The sequence below is a fragment of the Cellulosimicrobium sp. JZ28 genome (assembly GCF_015327065.1).
Lineage (GTDB): Bacteria > Actinomycetota > Actinomycetes > Actinomycetales > Cellulomonadaceae > Cellulosimicrobium > Cellulosimicrobium funkei.
In genome coordinates this window covers 2728109-2749867 of sequence record NZ_CP017660.1, presented here as the reverse complement: position 1 = coordinate 2749867, position 21759 = coordinate 2728109, and the positions used below count along the sequence as shown (strand labels likewise).

The following is a 21759-nucleotide window of genomic DNA, read 5'->3' as shown; positions in this document are numbered from 1 at the left end:
CTCGCCCGACCCGTCAGTCCGTGGAGAGCCTGCCGTGCCTGCGCAGCCGCCCGTCGTCCGGCGTCGCCGGGCCGCCCGAGCCCGCACGACGCTCGCCCCGTCGCGCTCGGCGACGGGTGCTGCGCCGGACCGTTTCCGTCTCGACGTGCAAGGCCTGCGCGCTGTCGCGGTGGTGGCCGTGGTGCTCTACCACGCGGGCGTGCCGTGGCTGCCGGGCGGCTACGTCGGCGTGGACGTCTTCTTCGTGATCTCGGGCTTCCTCATCACGGGCCATCTCCTGCGGTCGCTCGAGGCGGAGGGCCGGGTCGGGTTCGCGGAGTTCTACGCGCGTCGCGCCCGCAGGATCCTCCCGGCCTCGTTCGCCGTGCTGGTCGCCACGATGGTCGTCGCCGCGCTCACGCTCGGACCGGTCCGCGTGCGCGACGCCGCCGTGGACGCGCTCGCGACCGCGGCGTACGTGCCGAACCTCCTCTTCGCCTACCAGGGGACGCAGTACCTCGAGGAGACGGAGCCCCCGTCCTTCTTCCAGCACTACTGGTCGCTCGGCGTCGAGGAGCAGTTCTACCTCCTGTGGCCGCTGCTGCTCGTCGGGTTCTTCGCGGTGCGTCGCTCCCACCGCGTCCTGACCGCGCTCGTCGGCGCGGTCGTCGTGGTGTCGTTCGTGGCGTGCGCGGTGCTGACGGTGAGCTCCCAGCCCTGGGCGTTCTTCGGTCTGCCCGCGCGGGCGTGGGAGCTCGCGGCCGGCGGTCTCGTCGCGGCGCTGCTGCGCCGCGGCGCGGTGCTGCCGCGTGCGCTGGCGGTGCCGGTCGGCTGGGGCGGCCTGGCGGCCGTGGTCACGGCGGTGCTCCTGCTCGACGCGGCCACCCCGTTCCCGGCGCCGTGGGCGGCGCTGCCCGTGGCGGGGACGGCGGCGGTGATCCTCGCCGGCGCGAGCGCGGGGTCGCGCGGCCCGGTCGCCGTGCTCGCCCGACCGCCCATGGTGTGGGTAGGAGGCATCTCCTACTCGCTCTACCTCGTGCACTGGCCGGCCATGACGCTGCCGCGGGCGATCCTCGGTCGGACGGAGCCGCTGCCCGTGACGTGGCAGCTGCTCGTGGCCGCGGTCTGCGTCCCGGTGGCCTGGTCGTCGTACCGCTACCTGGAGACCCCGTTCCGCACGGCTCCGCGGCTCCGCTCCGCGTCGCCCCGACGGGTCGGTGCGGTCGCGCTCTCGGCCACCTGCGCGGTCGCGCTGGGGGCCGGTCTCATGGTCTGGGTCGCGGACCGCGCTCCGCAGTCCTCGGGCACCGTGGTCGCGAGCGGGGACCTGCGGCGGTCCCCTGACGGGACGGCCGTCGTGCCGGCGAACCTCGAGCCGTCGCTCGCCGAGGCGGCCGACGACCTGCCCGTCGTCTATGCGGACGGCTGCCAGCTCGACGCGGCCGAGCAGGAGCCGGCGGGGTCGTGCCGGTACGGGTCGGACCCGCGCGCGCCGCGCGTCGTCCTGTTCGGCGACTCCCACGCGAGCCAGCTGGTGCCCGCGCTGGTACCCCTGGCCGATGCCGGGGCCGTCGTGCTGGAGGTCATGACGAAGAGCGGCTGCCCCGCCGCCGACCTCGACGTGGTCACGGGTCGAGGGCAGCCGTACCCCACGTGCACGCCGTGGCGGGAGCGCGTCCTGGGCCGGCTCGCGAGCGATCCCCCGTCCGCGGTCGTCGTCGCCGACTACGCGGGGCAGTCCGGTGTGCCCGACGGCGCGCGGTTCGACGCGCGGGAGTGGACCGACGCGCTCGGCCGGACGCTGGGTGCGCTCCCCGGGGGCACTCCCGTGCTGGTCGTGGGTGACACGCCCACCCCCGGGACGTCGCCCATCGCCTGCCTGTCCGTACATCTCGACGACGCGGCGGCGTGCGCGCTGCCGGACGACGCGCGCAACACCGTGGTCCACGACGCGGAGCGGCAGGCCGCGGCGCGGGCCGGCGCGCGGTTCCTCACGCTCGACGAGTACCTGTGCGACGAGGCGTCGTGCCCGGCCGTCATCGACACCACGCTGGTGTACCGGGACGGCACCCACCTGACGGCCACGATGGCGGAGCGACTGGCAGAGGTCCTGGGCCCCGCGGTGCTGACGACCCTGCCAGGGTGATCGCCACCTCGCGTATCCTGCACCGTGGTTCGAGCGCCGCGCGCCGAACGCCCTCGGTGCGGGCCCCGAGCGGGAAGCTCCCGGACCGACCACCCCTCGCCGGAAGGAACACCCGATGCGCATCGCCGTCGTCGCCCTGGGAAAGATCGGCCTGCCCCTGGCCGTCCAGTTCGCGTCCAAGGGGCACGAGGTGATCGGGGTCGACGTCAACGCGGCCACGGTCGCCACGGTCAACGAGGGCAAGGAGCCCTTCCCGGGCGAGGCCCACCTCGCCGAGAAGCTGGCTGAGCTCGTCCCCGCCGGGAGGCTGCGTGCGACCACCGACTACGCCGAGGCGGTCCCGGGCGCAGACGCCGTCGTGCTGGTCGTCCCGCTGTTCGTCGACGAGGAGACGGCGGAGCCCGACTTCGGGTGGATGGACGCCGCCACGCGGTCCCTGGCCGAGAACCTCACCCCGGGGACGCTCGTCTCGTACGAGACGACGCTCCCCGTGGGCACGACGCGCCACCGCTGGAAGCCCATGCTCGAGGAGATCTCGGGACTCGTGGAGGGCGAGGACTTCCACCTGGTCTTCTCGCCGGAGCGCGTGCTGACGGGCCGCGTGTTCGCCGACCTGCGCAAGTACCCCAAGCTGGTCGGCGGCCTGTCGCCCGAGGGTGCGGAGCGTGCGCGTGCGTTCTACGAGGCCGTGCTCGACTTCGACGAGCGGCCCGACCTCGACCGTCCCAACGGCGTCTGGGACCTCGGCTCCGCGGAGGCCTCGGAGCTCGCGAAGCTCGCCGAGACGACGTACCGCGACGTGAACATCGGGCTGGCGAACCAGTTCGCCCTCTTCGCGGACAAGCAGGGGATCGACGTCCACGCCGTCATCGACGCGAGCAACTCGCAGCCGTACAGCCACATCCACCGGCCGGGCATCGCCGTCGGCGGGCACTGCATCCCGGTGTACCCGCGGTTGTACCTGTCCGTCGACCCCGAGGCCTCCATCGTGCGCGAGGCGCGCGCCGTCAACGCGGCCATGCCGGAGCGCGTCGTCGGCCGAGCGGTGGACCTGCTGGGGTCGCTCGACGGCCTCCGGGCCGTCGTCCTCGGCGCCGCGTACCGCGGTGGTGTGAAGGAGACCGCTTTCTCGGGCGTCTTCGCCACCGTCGCCGCGCTCGAGAAGGCCGGTGCGTCCGTGCGCGTGCACGACCCGCTCTACTCCGACGACGAGCTGGCGGCGCTGGGGCTCAGGCCCTTCCGGCTCGGGGACGAGGCCGACGTCGTGGTCGTCCAGACCGACCACGCCGAGTACCGCGAGACCGGCAGCGACGACGTCCCGGGGGTCCGCCTCGTCGTCGACGGTCGGGGTGTGACCACCGCCGAGCGCTGGGCCGGCGTCCCGCGCCTCGTCCTCGGCCGCGGCGACGCGCCAGAGCGGCTCTGACACGGCCGGTCGGACGCGCCACGTCGTGCGCGGGTCGCCCGCCCTCCGGGGCCGGCGACCCGCGCGGTCGCGCCCGACAGGTGCACTATCCTGCACGTGCGCCTCTGCGCGTCTCTGTCCGGTTCATCCGTGAGGTCCCCCCATGCGAATCGCCGCGGTCGTCGTCGCCTACGACCGGCGTGACCTGCTCGTGGAGGCGCTCGACGCCCTCGCCGCGCAGAGCCGCCCCCTCGACGACGTCGTCGTCGTCGACAACGCGTCCCACGACGACTCCGCCGTCGTCGCCGCCGAGCACCCCGTGGGGGCCGAGGTGCTGGAGCTCCCGCGGAACACCGGGGGAGCCGGGGGCTTTGCCGTCGGCATCGCGCACGCGGTCGAGGCGCTCGGCGCGGACCTCGTCTGGCTCATGGACGACGACACGATCCCGACGCCGACCGCGCTCGCCGAGCTGCTCGCCGCCCGCGACGCCTACCCGGGCCCGGTCGCCCTCCTGGGCAGCCGCGTCGTGTGGCACGACGGCCGGGACCACCCGATGAACACGCCCCGCCGACGGCCCGGCGCGTCCGCGGAGCAGATCGCGCGCGCCCGGGAGGCCGGCGCGCTGCCGGTGCGGTCCTCCTCGTTCGTCTCGATGCTCGTCGACGCGCGCGCGGTGCGGCACCACGGCCTCCCCGTGGCGGACTACTTCATCTGGAACGACGACTTCGAGTACTCGGCCCGCCTCCTGCGGCGCGGGACGGGGCTGCACGTGCCGGCGTCGGTCGTGGAGCACCGGACGCGGACGTTCGGCGCGACGGACGCGGACCCGGGCGAGCGCTTCTACTACGAGGTGCGCAACAAGCTGTGGATGCTCCTGCGCTCGCCCTCGCTGTCGCCCGAGGAGCGCGTCCTCTACCTCGGCGCCTCGCTCCGGCGCTGGGCGCGGACGTTCCGCCGGTCGCAGAACCGCCCGGTGCTGCGCGCCGCCGGGCTCCGCGGTGCGCGGGACGGCGTCTTCCGTCGCCCGCGCAGCAACGCGACCGCGCTCGCCGCCATGGGGCCCGTCACCGCCGAGGTCGGGGCGCTGGACGCGCGCCGCGGCCGGTCGGAGCAGCCCGCATGACCACCGGGACGCTCCCGCCGTTCTCGCTCCTCCTGCCGGTCTACCACGGGGACGACGCCGCCCATCTGCGTCGCGCGTTCCGCTCCGCGACGGTCGAGCAGGACCTCGCCCCCGACGAGGTCGTGCTCGTCCAGGACGGTCCCGTCGGCCCGGCGCTCGCCGAGGTGGTCGCCGAGATCGAGGGCAGCGACCCCACGGTGACGGTCGTGCGGCTCGAGCGGAACGTCGGCCTCGCGCTCGCCCTCGAGGCGGGGCTCGCGCGCTGCGCCCACGAGGTCGTCGCACGGACGGACGCGGACGACGTGTGCCGGCCCGAGCGGTTCGCGCGCCAGGTCCCCCTCCTCGCGCAGGGGTACGACATCGTCGGCTCCGCGATCCAGGAGTTCGTCGCCGAGGACGAGCCCGGGCTCGTGCGCGTCCCACCGCTGTCGAGCCGCGACATCGCCGCGGGCGCGCGGTTCCACTCTCCGTTCAACCACCCCACGGTCGTGTTCCGGCGGTCGGCGGTCGAGGCCGCTGGCGGCTACCAGGACCTCCCGCTGCTCGAGGACTACTGGCTCTTCGCACGCATGCTCGCGGGCGGTGCGCGCGGTCGCAACGTCGCCGAGCCGTTGCTGCTGTACCGGGTCGGTGCGGGTGCCTACGCGCGACGGGGCGGCCTACGGCTCCTGCGCTCCGAGCTCGAGCTCCAGCGCAGGATGCGCCGCCTCGGGTTCACGACCGCGCCGCAAGCGGTGCGCAACGTCGCGGTGCGCGGCGGGTACCGCCTCGTCCCGGAGAAGGTCCGCACCCTGCTCTACCGCACCTTCCTCGCGGACCGAGGAGGTCGTCGGCGTGGGTGACTGGCTCGGGACGTGGGACGTCGCGCTGGTGGCGGTCCTCGTGCTCGTCGTCCCCGGCATCGTCCCGGCCTACGCCCTGGGGCTGCGCGGCCTCGTGGCGTGGGGGGCCGCGCCCGTCCTGGCCGGCGCCGTGGTCGGTACGACGGCCGTGCTGGTGGGCGAGCTCGGCGCGCGGTGGAACGTGCTGTGGGTCCTGGCCGCATCCCTCGTCCTCTCGGCGCCGGCGTACGGCGTGTGGCGACTCTCCGGCCGGCGCAGCACGGGTTCCTTGCGCCCGGGCAGGGTGCGCAACGCCGTCGTCGTCGCGGTCGCCGTCACGGCGGTCGTCGCCGTCGCGCTCCAGCTGCGCCGTACCGCCGCCGGGATCGGCGGCCCGGACCGGATCGCGCAGACCTTCGACACCCCGTACCACCTCAACTCCGTGCGCATGATCCTCGAGAACGCCGACGCGTCGTCGTTCCACATGACGCTCACGCAGCCCGAGGCGACGACCGTCTTCTACCCCGGGCTGTGGCACGGGTTCGTCAGTCTCGTCGTCCAGCTGACCGGGTCGAGCATCCCGGTCGCGGCGAACTGGGTGACCCTCGCCGCGACGTGCGTCGCCTGGCCGCTCGGCATGCTCGCGCTCGGCCGGGTGCTGTTCGGGCCGCGGCCGGTGCTGCTGGGGGTCGTCGTCCCCCTGTCGTTCGCCATGACGCAGTTCCCGAACCGGCTCGTGTCGTTCGGCCTCCTCTACCCGAACGTCCTCTCGTACGCCCTGCTCCCCGCGGTGCTCGCCCTGAGCGTGGTCGCCCTGGTCCGCACGCACGGCCGGGGCAGGCTGCCGGCGACCGCCGGTGTCCTGGTGGGCCTCGTCGCCCTCGTGCTCGCACAGCCCAACGGCGTCTTCGCGCTCGGGTTCGTCGTCGTCCCGCTCGTCGTCCACGCGCTCGTGCAGGTGACCGTGCGACTGCGGCACCGCGGCCGGTCCTGGCCGGTCGCGCTGCTCCCGTGGCCGCTCACGGTCGCGGTCGTCGTCGCCGGGTACTGGTTGCTGGGGCGCCTCCCGCTCGTCAGCGCCTTCCGGGGCAAGGTCGTGTGGGCCGTCACCGCGGGCCGGGAGCAGGCGGTGGGAGAGGTGCTGCGGCTGACCGCGATGCACCCCTCGATCACGCCGAACTTCCCCGAGCCGGAGTCCATCGGGCCCGGGACGCCCAACCTCGTCGTCGCCGTCCTGGTCGTGATCGGTGCCCTCGCGTCGCTGGTCGTCGCGCGCTGGCGCTGGCTGCCCTTCGCGTACGCGATCCTCGCAGGGCTCTACGTGCTGGTCCGCGCCGTCGACGTCCCCCTGCGGGGCACGCTCACCGGGTACTGGTACGCCGACCCTCAGCGGCTCGCGGCGCTCCTGCCCGTCGTGGGCGTCCCCCTCGCCGTCGTCGGTGTCGCGGCGCTGGTCCGGCTCGGGCTCCTCGCCGTCGCGCGCGTGCGCGCCGGCGACCCGAGGCGGGTCTCGCCCTGGGCGGGGGCCGCCGTCGCCGTGGTGGCCGGCCTGCTGGTCTCCGTCGTCCTGCCCCGCACGGCGACGTTCCGGGAGTCCTTCGCCTACCTGGGCCACGCGTACCGGGTCGACCCCGAGTCCGCGAGCTCGACGGGGCTGATCGACGCGCGCGAGCTCCGGCTCCTCGGCCGGCTCGACGAGATCGTCCCGGAGGGGACCGCGGTGGCGGGCGACCCCTGGGACGGCAGCGCCCTCGTGTGGGCGCTCGCGGACCGCGAGGCGATCTACCCGCACATGGGGATGGTCATGGACGAGGACCGGGCGCTCGTCGCGTCGGCCCTCAACGAGGCCCTCGTCGACCCGGCGGTCTGCGACGCCGTCGACGCTCTCGACATCGGCTACGTGCTCGACATGGGGCGACACCTGTCGGACGGCGGTCAGGGCAGGTTCGCCGGGCTCGAAGGGCTCGAGGAGGCCGGTGTGGCACGCCTCGTCGCCCAGGAAGGCGACGCGAAGCTCTACGAGGTGACCGCCTGCTGAGGCACCGCTCCGCTCTGGTGAAGGTCTTGTGGCGATGTGACCCGCCCCCGCGGCCCGTCGGAGCGGCGACCGTCGACCTTGTAGGCTTGGGCGGCTGTTCGTCGAGGCTAGGAGATTGAGTGGACGCGGATCTTGTCGTCGTGGGATCGGGCTTCTTCGGCCTGACCGTCGCTGAGCGCATCGCCGAGGAGTACGGCCGGAAGGTCCTCGTGATCGACCGGCGCACCCACATCGGTGGCAACGCCTACAGCGAGGCCGAGAAGACGACCGGCATCGAGGTGCACCGTTACGGGGCCCACCTCTTCCACACCTCCAACGAGCGGGTCTGGGAGTACGTGAACCGCTTCACGGCGTTCACGAGCTACGTCCACCGCGTGTACACCACGCACAAGGGCGAGGTCTTCCCGATGCCGATCAACCTCGGCACGATCAACCAGTTCTTCCGCTCGGCGCACGGTCCGGACGCCGCCCGCGCGCTGGTCAAGGAGCTCTCGGCCGAGCTCGGGGACAAGAAGCCCGAGAACCTCGACGAGCAGGGGGTCTCCCTCATCGGCCGCCCCCTCTACGAGGCGTTCATCCGCGAGTACACCGCGAAGCAGTGGCAGACGGACCCGCGCGACCTCCCGGCGTCGATCATCTCGCGGCTCCCGGTGCGCTACACGTACGACAACCGCTACTTCAACGACACGCACGAGGGGCTCCCGGTCGACGGCTACACGGCGTGGATCGAGCGCATGGCCGACCACAAGAACATCGAGGTCCGGCTCGGCGTCGACTTCTTCGACGAGTCGCAGCCCGTGAGCAAGGGCAACGTGGTCGGCAACGTGCCGGTGGTCTACACGGGTCCCGTCGACCGCTACTTCGACTACGCCGAGGGCGACCTCTCGTGGCGCACGCTCGACTTCGAGGAGGAGGTGCTCCCGGTCGGCGACTTCCAGGGCACCCCCGTGATGAACTACGCGGACGCCGACGTCCCGTACACGCGCATCCACGAGTTCCGGCACTTCCACCCCGAGCGGGACTACCCGACGGACAAGACCGTGATCATGCGGGAGTTCTCCCGCTTCGCGGAGAAGGCCGACGAGCCGTACTACCCCGTGAACACCGCCGCCGACCGGGCGCGGCTGCTGGCGTACCGTGACCTGGCCGCGGGGGAGAAGGACGTCCTCTTCGGCGGTCGGCTCGGTACCTACAAGTACCTCGACATGCACATGGCCATCGGCGCCGCGCTGTCGATGGTGGACAACAAGCTCGCCCCGCACTTCGGCAAGGGAGCGGGCATCGAGAGCGGGGGAGTGGACGCATGAGCAGCGCCAAGACCGAGACGGCGGTCGTGACCGACGACCAGGCGGCCGGCGACGGCTTCCGGGTCGTGCAGCGGATCATCCTCCCTCTCGACGCGGACTCCGACTCCCTCCCGCTCTACGTCGAGGCGGGTGAGCTCCGCGCGCAGCCCGTGAAGACCGACCTCGAGTCGATGTGGGGGTCGAAGAGCCGTTCCGACCTGGGCTCCCGAGGGTCCGAGTCCGTCCGCTCCCAGGACATCGGCGGACGCTTCTCCATGTCCGTTCGCCCGGGCCGCCGCATCTCCTTCGCGACGTACTTCAACGCGTTCCCCGCGAGCTACTGGCGTCGCTGGACCGTGGTGGACTCGGTCCGCCTGACCGTCCGGACACGCGGGACCGGCACCGTCACCGTCTACCGCTCGAACGCGCGCGGCGTGCAGCAGCGCGTCGAGTCGCACACCGTCTCGGGCGACGCCAGCACGGTGGTCGACCTCTCGCTCGCGCAGTTCGGCGACGGCGGCTGGTACTGGTTCGACCTCATCGGCGGCACCGACCCGCTGGTGCTCGTCGAGGCCGCCTGGTCGGTCCCCGAGGCAGGTCGTCGGCACGGGCGGACCAGCGTCGGGATCACGACGTTCAACCGCGCGGACTACTGCCTCGAGACCATCCGCACGGTGGCCGAGAGCCCCGAGGTCCGCGAGATCCTCGACGAGCTGATCGTCGTCGACCAGGGCACCAAGCGGGTCCGCGACGAGGAGGGCTTCGACGCCGTCGCGGCCGAGCTCGGCGGGCAGCTCCGGATCGTCGAGCAGGGCAACATCGGCGGTTCGGGCGGCTTCTCGCGCAGCATGTACGAGACGGTCCAGGCGGGCAAGAGCGACTACGTCATCCTCCTGGACGACGACATCGTCCTCGAGCCCGAGAGCGTCGTGCGGCTCGTGACGTTCGCCGACTACACCCGCGTACCGACGCTCGTCGGCGGGCACATGTTCGACATGTACAACCGGTCCACCCTGCACACGTTCGGCGAGATCGTGGAGCCGTGGCGCATCCAGCCGGGGCTCCCGCACGCGGACATGGAGAACGGGCACGACTTCCGCGGAGGTGGCCTGCGCGCGACCCCGTGGCTGCACCGCCGCGTCGACGTCGACTACAACGGCTGGTGGATGTGCCTCATCCCGACGGCCGTCATCCGGGAGGTCGGGCTCTCGCTGCCCGTCTTCATCAAGTGGGACGACGCGGAGTACGGTCTGCGCGCACGCGCCCACGGCTTCCCGACGGTCTCGCTCCCCGGTGCCGCCGTGTGGCACGTCTCCTGGGCTGACAAGGACGACCTCGTCGGGTGGCAGGCGTACTTCCACGAGCGCAACCGTCTCATCACGACGCTGCTGTACTCGCTCTACGAGCGAGGCGGCCGGGTGCTGCGCGAGTCCACGTACATGGACGTCAAGCACCTCATCTCGATGCAGTACTACTCCGAGCAGGGCCGGCTCATGGCGATGCGCGACGTCCTCGAGGGGCCGGACGCGCTGCACGGGATCATCGGGACGAAGCTCCCGGAGATCCGCGGCATGGTCGCGGAGTACTCCGACGCGCAGTACAAGCCCGACTTCGACGAGTTCCCGCCCCCCGCGCCGAGCAAGCCGCGCAACAAGGGCCGCGGGGTCCAGGTCCCGAACCGGCTCACCCTCGTGCCGTGGGCGGCGAAGACCGTCATCCGGCAGGTCGGCAAGCCGGTCGATCCGCGGTTCACCGAGCAGCCGCAGACCCTGGTGCCGCACCAGGACGCCCGCTGGTGGCGGCTGTCCCAGTTCGACAGCGCCATCGTGTCGAACGCCGAGGGCACGGGTGCGTCCTGGCACAAGCGCGACCCGCGCAAGGTGCGGACCATGCTCACGGAGGGCGTGCGGCTGCACGCGGAGCTCTTCGCCCGCTGGGCAGAGCTGCGGTCCTCGTACCGTGAGGCGCTCCCCCGGATCACGTCGATGGAGGCGTGGAAGCAGACCTTCGACGAGAACCCTCCCACGCCACGATGAGCCAGACGGTCGTGACCGAGCGGCCCATGATCGAGCCCGGGCACGGGCACGGGCTCGTCGACGTGGTGCGGAACCGCTTCCTCCTCCGGCTGATCGTCAAGAAGGAGGTCCGCGTCCGGTACCGGGGCTCCGTGCTCGGCATGCTCTGGTCGTACGTCAAGCCGGCGGTCCAGTTCGTCGTCTTCTTCCTCGCGCTCGGGCTCTTCCTCGGGCTGAACAAGGGGATCGAGGACTACGCGGTCTACCTGTTCTCGGGCATCGTCGTCATCAACTTCTTCGGTGAGGGCTTCTCCAACGCGACCCGGTCGATCGTCGGCAACGCTCCGCTGATCCGGAAGATCTACCTGCCGCGCGAGCTCTTCCCGGTGTCGTCGCTCTGGGTGTCCGCCGTGCACTTCTTCCCGCAGCTGCTCGTCCTCCTCGTGGGTGCGGTCATCTTCGGCTGGCGGCCGAACCCGGCGGAGCTCGGTGCGGGGCTGCTCGGGTTCACGATCGTGGCGGTGCTGTCCCTGGGCCTCGGGCTGCTGTTCGGCGCGGTGAACGTCTTCTACCGCGACGCCGAGAACTTCGTCGACCTCATCGTCATGGTGGCGACGTGGCTCTCGCCCGTGCTCTACCCGTGGGAGGCCGTCCGGGACGTCCTGCCGACCTGGCTGTTCGCGGTCTACCAGCTCAACCCCCTGACGGGCGCGGTCGAGCTGTTCCACTACGCGTTCTGGTACCCGGGGACGACGTCGTCCGACATCGAGCTCCCGCCGTCGATGTGGGCGTTCGGGTGGGCCGGTCTCGGCATCGCCCTCCTGCTCCTGCTCCTCGGCCAGTCCGTCTTCCGGCGCCTCGAGGGGCGCTTCGCCCAGGAGCTGTGACATGACGACCAGCATCGAGATCCGGGACGTCCGGAAGAGCTTCACGCTCCGGCACAACCGGTCGCTCAAGGAGCTCGCGATGTCGGCCGTGCGCCGGCAGCGGCTCGCGGACGAGTTCGTCGCGCTCGACGCGATCGACCTCACCGTCGCCGAGGGGGAGACCGTCGCGCTGCTCGGGTTCAACGGGTCCGGGAAGTCGACGCTCCTCAAGCTCATCTCGGGCGTCCTGCGCCCCGACCAGGGGACGGTCAGGACCCGGGGTCGCGTCGCCGGTCTCATCGAGGTCGGCGCGGGCTTCCACCCTGACCTCACGGGACGCGAGAACGTCTTCCTGAACGGCGCCATCCTCGGCATGCAGGAGGACGACATCGAGCGACGCTTCGACGAGATCGTCGCCTTCAGCGAGATCGAGCGCTTCATCGACACCGAGGTGAAGTTCTACTCCTCGGGCATGTTCCTGCGCCTCGCCTTCGCGGTCGCGGTGCACTCCGACCCCGAGGTCTTCCTCATCGACGAGATCCTCGCCGTGGGTGACGAGCCCTTCCAGAAGAAGTGCCTGGCCCGGGTCCGGGAGCTGCGCGACGAGGGCAGGACGCTCGTCATCGTCAGCCACGACCTCGACATGGTGGCGGGGCTGTGCGAGCGTGGCGTCCTGCTCGAGGGCGGGCGCGTCCGCGCCGACGGTCCGACCAGGGACATGGTCGACCTCCTCCGGGCCGTATAGGAGATCGAGTGACGAACGAACCGGTGACGCAGGGGGCGCAGGCAGGTCTCCCGGCGGTCGATCCCGAGAGCAACGACGGTCGCCCCGCGTCGGCGACCTCGACCGAGAGCGGGGCGGCGCTCCCGCGCGAGGGGCGCTGGGACTCGTTCCGCCACTGGGGCGAGCGCGGACCGCGTGGTCTCCTCCTCGGGGCGGCCCTGGTCGTGACGACCGCCGTGCTCGCGTTCGTGCCGTACCTGTTCGACGCGCGCTTCTACTTCAACGACGACACGCAGACCGGCGCGTACGGCATCTGGTACGCGATCGGCGAGTCGCTCCGCTCGGGACACATGCCGTTCTTCGAGCCCGGTCGGTGGATGGCCGGCAACTACGCGGCAGAGGGCCAGTGGGGCCTGTTCAACCCGCTCGTCATGCTCGTCGGGCTCGGGGCGAGCGCCGCCGCCGACATGACGGCGTACGCGGCGCTGGTCAAGGTCGTGTTCCTCGTCCTCGCGGCGGGAGGGTGGTTCCTGCTCTTCCGCTCGTACGGTGCCGACCGCACCTGGGGGTTCCTCGGCGCGGTGCTGACCACGTGCACCGGGTTCACGGTCTACGTCGACGCGGCGTCCTGGGTGACGGGCCTCTTCGTCTGGGCCCTGCTGCCGTGGGCGTGGTGGGCGTTGCGCCGCACCGCCGCGCGCGGGGGCAGCCCGCTCTGGGCGTTCGCGGGCGGCTACCTCGTGATCACGATCGGCTACGTGCACGGGACGATCATGCTCGTGGCGGTCATCGCCGCCACGATGGTCGAGGCCTTCCTCGCGGGGCGCCGCGCCGCGGTCCTGCGCACGCTCGTCGTCGGTGCCCTCCTCGGCCTCGTCGCGCTCGCGGTGTATCTCCCGGGCCTCCTGACCGCCCCGGTCACGGTCCGCGACGCGACCGGCATCCTCAACGACAACTTCATGTCGCCCGATCTCTCGGGGCTGTCGACCTCCTGGATCGCGACGGCGCAGCCCTGGGTGTCCGGTTTCTGGGGGCTGCCCACGCCGGGCCCGATCCTCTACATCGCGTGGCTCCTGCCCGCGGTCCTGTTCGTCCGTGCCCGGGGGGCGCGCGCCGCCGTCCCGACGCTGGTGGGGCTGCTCGCGGTGGGGGCGTTCGCGGCGGTCTTCGTCCTCGGGCCCAGCGCGGTGGGACCGCTGCGCTTCCCCGCCCGCCTGCTGCCCTATCTTGCGACCTGCGTCATCGGCGTCACGGTCGTGCTGCTCAGCCGGGCGGCGGGCCGCCCGAGCGCACGACGGATCGTCGGCGTCGGTGTCGTGGTCCTCGTCGGCGCCTACTTCGCCTACGCGGAGTCGCCCTCGTGGTGGAAGGTCTACGCCGTCTCGACGCTCCTCGCGCTCGGTGGCGTCGTGCTCCTCGGCCTGCTCCTGCGCGCGGGGGGCGACCGCCGTCGCACGACGCGCAGGATCGCGGCCAGCGGGATCGCGGTCACGGCCGTCGTGGTGCTGCTCCAGCACGCGACCATCCCGCAGGCACCGCTCCCGGACTACGGCCTCTCCGGGCAGCGGGCGGACTACCAGGAGAAGCTGCCCGACGCCGAAGGGGACGTCTTCGTCGTCGGGACGCCGCAGTTCGTACGCGGCGCCTGGAACGACGTCGCGTACGCGAACCTCTGGTACCTCAACGAGGCGTCGGTGCAGAACGTCTACACCCCGTTGCAGTTCCGGGCCTACTCGGAACAGCTGTGCATGACGTCGCACGGCGCGTCGTGCTGGGACGCGGCGGAGACGCTCTTCGAGACGGACCCCGAGACGGGGCGCCCGCTCGCCGACCTGCTGGGCGTCAGCACGGTACAGATCCTGCGGCGGGACGACGGCGAGTCTCCCGACCCGTACGCGGACGCCACCCCGCCCCCCGGCTGGCACGAGACGACCCGCAGCGACGTGAGCGTGGGCTGGCAGCGCGACGAGCCGGTCCCGGGCGCGGGCGGCATCACCTGGACGTCCGACGGGACCACCGTGTCCGGCGCGGAGGTCTCGAAGACGTCCGTCCGTTTCACCGTGGACGAGGTGCCCGCCGACGGCGGCCGGGTCGTGCTGTCCCGGCTCGCCTGGCCGGGATACTCCGTCCAGGGGGCCGCGCTGGGCGACCCGCTGCGCGACTTCCTCGTCGTGGTCGAGCTCGAACCCGGTTCGAGCGGGGACGAGGTCACGGTGTCCTTCTCGCCGCCGGGCTGGACCGTGGAGGTCGCCGCCCTCGCGGTGGGGATCGCCGGGGCCCTGCTGTGGTCGCTCGCGGAGGTCGTCGTGCGTCGGCGTCCGGGACGCGCCCGCGAGACGGCGTCGTCGCCGGCCGGATGACGTGATGAGCGCGTCGTCGACCACCGCGGCACGCGGGACGGCCGGCCCCGCGCGCAGCCACGCGCGCGCCGACATCCAGGGGCTGCGGGCGCTGGCCGTGGGGCTGGTCGTCGTCTACCACCTGTGGCCGCACGCGCTGCCCGGAGGGTTCGTCGGGGTCGACGTGTTCTTCGTGATCTCCGGCTACCTCATCATCGGCTCGCTCGTGCGCGAGGTGTCGAGGACCGGCACCGTGCGGCTCGCCACGTTCTACACGCGGCGCATCCGCCGGCTGCTCCCCGCGTCGACCGTCGTGATCGTGCTCTCGGTGGTGGCGACCCTGCTCGTCCTCCCCGCGTCGCAGTGGCGCACAGTGCTGGAGAGCGCGCTGACGTCGGCCCTCCAGGTGCAGAACTGGGCGCTGGCCTACGGCCCGGACGAGTACGCCCAGGCGACCGCGGGGGTCTCCCCGTTCCAGCACTTCTGGTCCCTGGCGGTCGAGGAGCAGTTCTACCTCGTCGTCCCGCTCGTGCTCCTCGCCGTGGGGCTCGTGACCCGTCGTCGCCGCGACCGCACGTCGCGGGTCGTGCTGTTGGTGCTCGGTGCGGTGGTCCTCGCGTCCCTCGCCTGGTCGGTCGTGCTGTCGGGCTCCGACCCCGGCGCGGCCTACTTCGTGACCACGACCCGGGCCTGGGAGCTCGCGATCGGCGGGCTGGTCGCCGTCCTCCTGCCCCGGGTGAGCCTCCGGTCGCGCGCGTGGTCGGCGCTGGCCGCGCTCGGCCTCGTCGCCGTCGTCGTCTCGGCGTTCGTGTACTCGACGGACATGGCCTTCCCCGGGTGGGTGGCGCTCGTCCCGACGGTCGGCACCGCGCTCCTCCTCGCGGCAGGCGGAGCCGGACCGGCCCCGACGGTCGTCTCGCGGGCACTGTCCGCCCGCCCTGCCGTGTACGTCGGCGACATCTCCTACAGCCTCTACCTGTGGCACTGGCCGCTGATCGTCTTCGTCCTCGCCTGGAGCGGGCAGGACCGGCTCACGGTGCCGCTCTCCGTCGGGGTCGTCCTGCTGTCGCTGGGCCTCGCGGCCGCCTCGACCCGCTGGGTAGAGGCTCCGTTCCGCCGCGGTCCGGCCGTCCGGCCCGTCCGCGCCCGGCACGCCCGCGCGCGCGAGCCCCTGGCGCGCACGTTTGCCCTCGGCGGTTCGCTCGTCGCGGTGTCCGTCCTCGCCGCGCTGGTCCCGCTCGCCGAGGTGACGGCCCGGACCGAGGCGGCGGCGAACGTCGTCGCCGGCGAGGCGAACCCGGGCGCCGCGGTGTTCGAGGGCGCGTCGGCCCCGCCGGACGCGCCCGTCGCGCCCGACCCGCTCGTCGCGGCGAGCGACGTGGGCCTCGTCAACCGGGACGGCTGCATCGACGAGGACATCACCCTCCCGGTGCCGGACGGGGAGACCCGCTCCCCGGACGCCTGTCGCTACGGCGCCGACGACGGGCCCGGCGTGGTCCTCGTCGGGGACTCGCACGCGGCGGTCCTCAGCTCGCCGCTCGCCCGTGCCGCGGAGGAGAACGGGTACGCGCTGACGGTTCTCGTCCGCAACGGGTGCCCGTTCAACGTCGACCCGATGTCGAGCAACGGGATCCCGTTCGGGGAGTGCGGGGAGCGCAACCGGAGGAACCAGGAGCTCATCCTCAGGGAGCGCCCGGAGCTCGTCGTCGTCTCCGCCATGACGCCGGCGGGCTACCGCTCGGCGCTCGACTGGGGGTGGGACGAGTTCGACGACGCGGTCGCCGGCTACCGGGAGACGCTCGAGCCGATCGTCGACGCCGGCATCCGCGTCGTCGTCGTGCGCGACACGCCGTTGCCCCCGTTCGTCGCCCCCGAGTGCGTGGCCGAGCACGGCGCGGCGTCCCCGGAGTGCGCCTTCCCCCGGGGACGCCTCGCCGCGCAGGACGACCCGCTCGTGGACGCCGCCCGCGCGCTCGGTGAGGTGGAGGTCGTCGACCTCACGGACAGCCTGTGCCGCGCCGACACCTGTCGTGCCGTGGAGGGCAACGTCCTCGTCTACCGGGACAACCACCTGACGGACACCTACGCGCTGTCGCTCGAGCCGCGCCTCGAGAGCGCGCTCGGGCTGCAGCGACCGGCCTCCTGACCGCTCAGCCCATCATCGCGCCCGTCGGCACCGTCGACAGCACCCGAGAGCTGACCTCGACGATGCGCGGCGACCCCGTGCCGGCCATCGCGACGAGCGCGGTCCAGCTCCGCACCGGCCGCTTGGTGCCCGCGACGACCCGATAGACGACGGAGTCTCCCGGCGCCTTGACGAAGAGCGGCCCCGTGACGGTGGACCCGGTGGGTGCCAGCGTCCGGCACGCCACCGGACCGAGGGACGTCGCCGGCGTCGGGCCGGCCTCCTTGCGGTCGATGCGCCGGACGCTGCCAGCGATCCCGACGCGGTCGCCGTCGGCGCAGCGCAGCAACGGCTGCAGCGGCAGGGGGTCGATCGCGTACCCCCGCAACGCACCGGCGGGACGCGTCTCGATCCGGGTGTGGCCGAGCGCCTGGAGGGTGCCGAACCAGTCGACGTAGACGACCCGACCGCCGGAGTTGACGAGGTACACCTCCGGGCTGTCGCTCGTCTTGACGAGCCGCCCCTGGGTGAGGATCGGAGGGCCGGTGGGGAAGACGGCGAGCGTCTCCGGTGCCACGGTGTGCACGGGCGGAGCGATACCGCCGAACCGGGACACGAGGTCGTCCCAGGTGTTCGCGGGCCGCAGGACGCCGTCCGCGAGGACCCAGACGGTGGGGCTGTCGGCGCGCTTGAGCGCCGCGGCCGAACCCGTGGCGGCGCCGACGGGAAGCGTGTCGAACGTGGCGGCGGGTAGCGAGGAGGTCGCGGGTGGTCGTGCCCCGAGCGCGGCCGGCCGGAGCAGGGCGAGGCCCCCCTCGCCCAGCGCGTAGACGCCGGCCCCGTCCCGGCTGACGAGCCCGGGCGCACCGTTCGAGCGGGACATGCGCGCCACGGAGGCGGCGTCGAGCGTCCCGCGCGCCAGCTGCGCTACGCCGGGGTAACGGGTGGCTGCCGAGGGCAGCGGCGCGAGCCGGCCGCCCGCCCACAGCGCCAGCGCGGACGATCCTCGGGTCCCCACGAGCACCCGGTCCCGGACCACCGGAGCGCCCAGGGGGAACCGGTCGAGCGCCTGCTCGGAGAGCCGGACGGCCGAGGTCGGCAGACCGGCGGCCGAGAGCGACGCGTCGTCGAAGACCTCCCGGCGCGTCCCTCCGACCATGGCGAACTTCCGTCCGCTCGGCAGCGACACGGTGGCGGACAGGCTGGAGCCCGCACCGAGGAGCGCGATCTGGTCCGCGCCGAGCTCGGGCACGCTCGGGCACGAGCTGCCGAAGTCTGCGACCAGCTGGCACGTCCCGACGTGGTACCGCCGACCGGCGTCGACGAAGAAGATCTCCCCGCTGCCGGGGTTGCGCACGAGGCGGCCGAGCTCGCCCGCCGACGTGTACCGGTTGAGGGTCTCCGCGCCGACCGTGGCGATCGGACCCAGGGGCTCGTAGGCGAGATAGGTCGGCCAGTCGGGGATCGCGAACTTCCGGGAGCCGACGACGAGGTAGACGGTCACCGACGCGTCCGACTTCACGAGGTAGCCGCCCAGCTGCGGGTTGCCGAACCAGTCCGTGAAGAGCCGCCAGAAGTTGCGGTTGCCGTAGGCGCTGCAGGAGTCGCCCGACCCGTAGACGTTCGCGAGGGCAGCGGCGTTCGGCTGGTACGGCGTGTAGATGTAGAGCGACGCCGTCGCCTGGTTGCGGATGTACACCTGCGAGCCGCCGCAGGAGGCCTTCGGGTTGTACGCGATGTAGTTCGACCGACCGGCCTGGTAGTTGTAGCGGGTCGGGTTCGCGGCGTAGACCTTGTACTGACGTGCCGCCCGGTAGACCTGGTTGAAGAACCCGTAGTACTCCGTGTTGCAGGGCGCCGTGTCGGGGCATCCGAAGCCCATCGCGGCGTCGTAGCTCCGCGCCGTGGGCCGGGTCCGGTCGACGAGGCTGTTCTCCTTCTGGAGCATCACCAGCAGGACGCGCGGATTGATGCCGCAGCTCGTGGCCACGCGCTGGAGGATCTGGGCCGCCGTCTCGCCGTTCCGGGCGGTGTACCCGGAGCAGATCCCGGGCTCCGCGGGCCACGCCCGGGTGTTCTCCTTGAAGTCCTTGAGGCAGGGGCGCTCGCCCGCGACGCAGCCCGCGCCCTTCGAGCGCAGGAAGGCGTCGATCTGCGCGACCGACATCGCGCCGGAGTCGTAGAAGACCGAGTCCGAGATGATGAGACCGGGGTCCCAGGTCTCGCCGCCGGCCGCGGTCGCCGGCTCGGGCGCGGTCACGGGCACGAGCGAGAGGACCGCCGCGAGCGCCAGCGCGAGGGCCGCGGAGAGCGTCCGGGTTGCTGCACCGTGCACGTCAGGACACCTCGACCGGGTCGGAGGTGCCCGAGCGGGCGGCCGAGGCGTAGGCGACGCGGACCGTCCACGGTCCTGCGCCTTCCGCGGGGACCGAGATCGGCTCGCACAGCGTGCTGGTGGCGTCGGCGAACGCCGCGACGTCCTGAGTCGTCTCCGCACCGTCGGCCGCCGTCACCGTGACGGTGCAGGTCCCGCCGTCCTCGACGACCCCGTTCACGCCCGCGGAGACCGAGAGCGTGCCGTCGGCCGCGACGGCCGACGTGATCGTCGGTGTGGCGGCGGTCCCGGCCGGGGCGTTCTCGGAGTCGTCCGAGCCCGCCTGACCCTCGCCCGCCTCGTCAGGGCCGGAGGTGTCGTCGTCGCCCGGGGGCGTCGGCTCCTCGTCCGCCGGGTCGCCACCCTCCGTCGCTGCCGCAGGATCCTTCGTGCCCGACGGCGACGGGACCGGAGCGTCGTCGACCGGTCCGGCCTCCGTCGGTCCTCCCGTGCAGCCCGCCATGAGCAGGGCAGCGACGGCGAGCGCGCACGCCCGAAGTCGCGAAGAGCGAGCACCCATGTATCCCCCTGTTCCCGGTGCAGGTCGTCGCACCAAGTATCCCAGGGAAACCAATTTCCGCACGGGGAGGAGTCGGGGTCGGGTCAGTCGGTGGCGCTCCTGGCGCCGGCCGGGCTCGTCTCGACCGGGTGCATCCTGCGCCCGAGGAGCAGGTAGGCCACCCGGCGCTGCACGGCCGCGATCCGAGCCTTCAGATCGCCGAGCCGGACGTCCGTGCTGCTGATCGCCGCAGGTGCCAGCGCGCGGGCGGACCGGTGGAACTCGGCCGCCTCCTGCGCCTGCTGACGAGCGAGCCGGACCGACCACTGTGCGGCGCTCACCCGGAAGGCGGCCAGCGAGCGCCGCAGGGCGACGGCGTCACCCTGGACGAGCACGCGGGCGTAGGTGCCGGCATCGATGAAGTAGCGCAGGTCCTGCCACCCGCCCGCACGCGCGAGGGCGTCACGCCGCAGGAGGACGCAGGCGGGCTCGCCGAAGACGTTGCTGCCGGACCGGACGGTCGCACGCAGCGCCTCGGCGCCGTCGACCACCCCGTCGAGGCGCGCGAGCCCGCGACCACGGATGAACGTGGCCCCGCGCGCGTCGACGATGTCCCGCTGCGAGGCGACGAGCACGACGTCCGGGCCGCCCTCGTCGAACGCGCGCACCTGCTCTTCCAGGCAGGTGGGCCGCAGGAGGTCGTCGCCGCACACGAGCTTCACCAGCTCGCCCGTCGCCAGCTCCGTGACGCGGTTCCAGTTCCGGCGCGCTCCGCCGCCGGCGTCCGTCCGGACGAGAGTGACGCGTGGGTCGGACGCGTACCGCTGGAGGAGCTCCCAGGTGCCGTCGGTCGAGGAGTGGTCCGAGACGACGAGCTCGAAGTCCGTGAACGTCTGCGCGAGGATCGAGTCGATCGTCTCCTCGATGAACGCCGCGTTGTCGTAGGCGGGCACGACGACGGAGACGCGCGGCGTGCGTGGCGCTCCCGCGGTCGAGGCGCTCACGGGCGCACCGCGCGTCGCGACTTCTCCTGCACGAGGTACAGCGGCCGGTGCTGCGTCTCGATGTAGGTGCGACCGACGTACGACCCGACGACCCCCAGCAGGATCATCTGGACCCCGCTCGTGAGGAGCAGGAGGATCACGATGAACGTCCAGCCCTCCACGACGGTGGCGGGCTGGACCAACCGCGCGACGAAGACCCACACCATGAGCGCGAAGCTCGCCGCGGCGAACAGGTATCCGATCCGGGTGATGAGCCGCAAGGGGACGGTCGAGAAGCTCATGATGCCGTCGGCGGCGAACTTGAGCATCTTGCGCAGGGGGTAGCCGGTCTCGCCCGCGTGGCGCTCGTCACGGTCGAACTGGACGGCGACCTGGCGGAACCCGACGTAGCTGACCATGCCGCGCAGGAAGCGGGAGTGCTCGCGCATCCGGACGATCTGGTCGACCACCTGCCGGTCCACGAGGCGGAAGTCACCGGTGTCGCGCGGGATGTCGATGTCGGTGACGAGGTGGAGGAACCGGTAGTAGACGTTCGCCGTGAGCTTCTTGAACGCGCTGTCCTTGCGGCTGCGCCGCTGCGCGTAGACGACGTCGTAGCCCTCGCGCCACTTCGCCAGGAGCTCGAAGCTGACCGCGGGAGGGTCCTGCATGTCGCTGTCCATGATGATCACGGCGTCGCCCTTCGCGACGTCGAGACCGGCGGTGACCGCCATCTGGTGACCGAAGTTCCGCGAGAGGTCCACCACGACGACACGGTCGTCGGCGTCCTCGATCCGGAAGAGGATCTCGAGGGACTCGTCCTTGCTGCCGTCGTTGACGAAGACGATCTCGTACGCGTACTCGGGGTGCTCGTCGAGGAGCCCTCGGAGGGTCGAGTACAGCAGGTCGAGGTTCCCGGCCTCGTTGTAGATCGGGAAGACATAGGACACGAGCGGACGTGCCGCGGACTCTGACATCGGATGACCACGCTAGCGACGAGGAGCGGGAATGGGCCGGTGTGTACGCTACCAAACTG

15 protein-coding genes are annotated in these 21759 nt (G+C 72.5%); 11 read left to right on the top strand and 4 right to left on the bottom strand.

Annotated features, from left to right (window positions below; genetic code table 11):
• Positions 1 to 34: 34 nt before the first annotated feature.
• The 11 genes from BJP59_RS12420 to BJP59_RS12370 all read left to right on the top strand — a co-directional run bounded on the left by BJP59_RS12420 (position 35) and on the right by BJP59_RS12370 (position 16888).
• On the top strand, positions 35 to 2125 hold the full coding sequence (locus BJP59_RS12420; RefSeq protein WP_194521072.1) for an acyltransferase family protein: 2091 nt from the start codon (positions 35 to 37) through the stop codon (positions 2123 to 2125).
• Positions 2126 to 2240: 115 nt separating this feature from the next.
• Positions 2241 to 3551: a nucleotide sugar dehydrogenase gene (locus tag BJP59_RS12415; protein ID WP_194521071.1), complete on the top strand. Its 1311-nt coding sequence runs from the start codon at positions 2241 to 2243 to the stop codon at positions 3549 to 3551.
• 142 nt (positions 3552 to 3693) lie between these two features.
• The gene (locus tag BJP59_RS12410; RefSeq protein WP_074807704.1) at positions 3694 to 4653 is read left to right on the top strand and encodes a glycosyltransferase family 2 protein; all 960 of its coding nucleotides are present in this window, start codon (positions 3694 to 3696) and stop codon (positions 4651 to 4653) included.
• Positions 4650 to 5495: a glycosyltransferase gene (locus BJP59_RS12405; protein WP_021482790.1), complete on the top strand. Its 846-nt coding sequence runs from the start codon at positions 4650 to 4652 to the stop codon at positions 5493 to 5495. Before BJP59_RS12410 ends, BJP59_RS12405 begins: the two co-directional genes overlap by 4 nt.
• Positions 5488 to 7512 (top strand): DUF6541 family protein, encoded by a 2025-nt coding sequence (locus BJP59_RS12400; RefSeq protein ID WP_194521070.1) that lies wholly within the window; start codon positions 5488 to 5490, stop codon positions 7510 to 7512. Before BJP59_RS12405 ends, BJP59_RS12400 begins: the two co-directional genes overlap by 8 nt.
• 119 nt (positions 7513 to 7631) lie before the next feature.
• Positions 7632 to 8819 carry a UDP-galactopyranose mutase gene (gene glf, locus BJP59_RS12395; RefSeq protein ID WP_021480443.1) on the top strand — a complete coding sequence of 396 codons (1188 nt, stop codon included), beginning with the start codon at positions 7632 to 7634 and terminating at the stop codon, positions 8817 to 8819.
• Positions 8816 to 10834 carry a glycosyltransferase gene (locus BJP59_RS12390; RefSeq protein WP_021480444.1) on the top strand — a complete coding sequence of 673 codons (2019 nt, stop codon included), beginning with the start codon at positions 8816 to 8818 and terminating at the stop codon, positions 10832 to 10834. Before glf ends, BJP59_RS12390 begins: the two co-directional genes overlap by 4 nt.
• Positions 10831 to 11700: an ABC transporter permease gene (locus BJP59_RS12385; protein WP_194521069.1), complete on the top strand. Its 870-nt coding sequence runs from the start codon at positions 10831 to 10833 to the stop codon at positions 11698 to 11700. The genes BJP59_RS12390 and BJP59_RS12385 overlap by 4 nt, the downstream gene beginning before the upstream one ends.
• Before the next feature lies 1 nt (position 11701).
• The gene (locus tag BJP59_RS12380; protein ID WP_021480446.1) at positions 11702 to 12424 is read left to right on the top strand and encodes an ABC transporter ATP-binding protein; all 723 of its coding nucleotides are present in this window, start codon (positions 11702 to 11704) and stop codon (positions 12422 to 12424) included.
• Between the two features lie 8 nt (positions 12425 to 12432).
• The gene (locus tag BJP59_RS12375; RefSeq protein ID WP_194521068.1) at positions 12433 to 14763 is read left to right on the top strand and encodes a hypothetical protein; all 2331 of its coding nucleotides are present in this window, start codon (positions 12433 to 12435) and stop codon (positions 14761 to 14763) included.
• Between the two features lie 4 nt (positions 14764 to 14767).
• The gene (locus BJP59_RS12370; protein ID WP_194521067.1) at positions 14768 to 16888 is read left to right on the top strand and encodes an acyltransferase family protein; all 2121 of its coding nucleotides are present in this window, start codon (positions 14768 to 14770) and stop codon (positions 16886 to 16888) included.
• 4 nt (positions 16889 to 16892) lie between these two features.
• Here BJP59_RS12370 and BJP59_RS12365 read toward each other — a convergent pair whose 3' ends face one another.
• The 4 genes from BJP59_RS12365 to BJP59_RS12350 all read right to left on the bottom strand — a co-directional run bounded on the left by BJP59_RS12365 (position 16893) and on the right by BJP59_RS12350 (position 21673).
• Complete coding sequence (locus BJP59_RS12365) at positions 16893 to 19202, bottom strand: hypothetical protein (protein ID WP_194521066.1); 2310 nt, start codon at positions 19200 to 19202, stop codon at positions 16893 to 16895.
• A 1-nt stretch (position 19203) separates the two neighbouring features.
• On the bottom strand, positions 19204 to 19761 hold the full coding sequence (locus tag BJP59_RS12360) for a hypothetical protein (RefSeq protein WP_194521065.1): 558 nt from the start codon (positions 19759 to 19761) through the stop codon (positions 19204 to 19206).
• An 83-nt stretch (positions 19762 to 19844) separates the two neighbouring features.
• On the bottom strand, positions 19845 to 20744 hold the full coding sequence (locus BJP59_RS12355) for a glycosyltransferase family 2 protein (RefSeq protein WP_021481131.1): 900 nt from the start codon (positions 20742 to 20744) through the stop codon (positions 19845 to 19847).
• Positions 20741 to 21673, bottom strand: coding sequence for a glycosyltransferase family 2 protein (locus tag BJP59_RS12350; protein WP_228485029.1), 933 nt, complete (start codon positions 21671 to 21673; stop codon positions 20741 to 20743). Before BJP59_RS12350 ends, BJP59_RS12355 begins: the two co-directional genes overlap by 4 nt.
• Between the last annotated feature and the right edge of the window lie 86 nt (positions 21674 to 21759).

Coding starts and splice junctions, on each gene's coding strand:
- BJP59_RS12415 (WP_194521071.1), top strand. CDS start 2,241: ATGCGCATCGCCGTCGTCGCCCTGGGAAAGATCGGCCTGCCCCTGGCC.
- BJP59_RS12410 (WP_074807704.1), top strand. CDS start 3,694: ATGCGAATCGCCGCGGTCGTCGTCGCCTACGACCGGCGTGACCTGCTC.
- BJP59_RS12405 (WP_021482790.1), top strand. CDS start 4,650: ATGACCACCGGGACGCTCCCGCCGTTCTCGCTCCTCCTGCCGGTCTAC.
- BJP59_RS12390 (WP_021480444.1), top strand. CDS start 8,816: ATGAGCAGCGCCAAGACCGAGACGGCGGTCGTGACCGACGACCAGGCG.
- BJP59_RS12385 (WP_194521069.1), top strand. CDS start 10,831: ATGAGCCAGACGGTCGTGACCGAGCGGCCCATGATCGAGCCCGGGCAC.
- BJP59_RS12380 (WP_021480446.1), top strand. CDS start 11,702: ATGACGACCAGCATCGAGATCCGGGACGTCCGGAAGAGCTTCACGCTC.
- BJP59_RS12370 (WP_194521067.1), top strand. CDS start 14,768: ATGAGCGCGTCGTCGACCACCGCGGCACGCGGGACGGCCGGCCCCGCG.
- BJP59_RS12360 (WP_194521065.1), bottom strand. CDS start 19,761: ATGGGTGCTCGCTCTTCGCGACTTCGGGCGTGCGCGCTCGCCGTCGCT.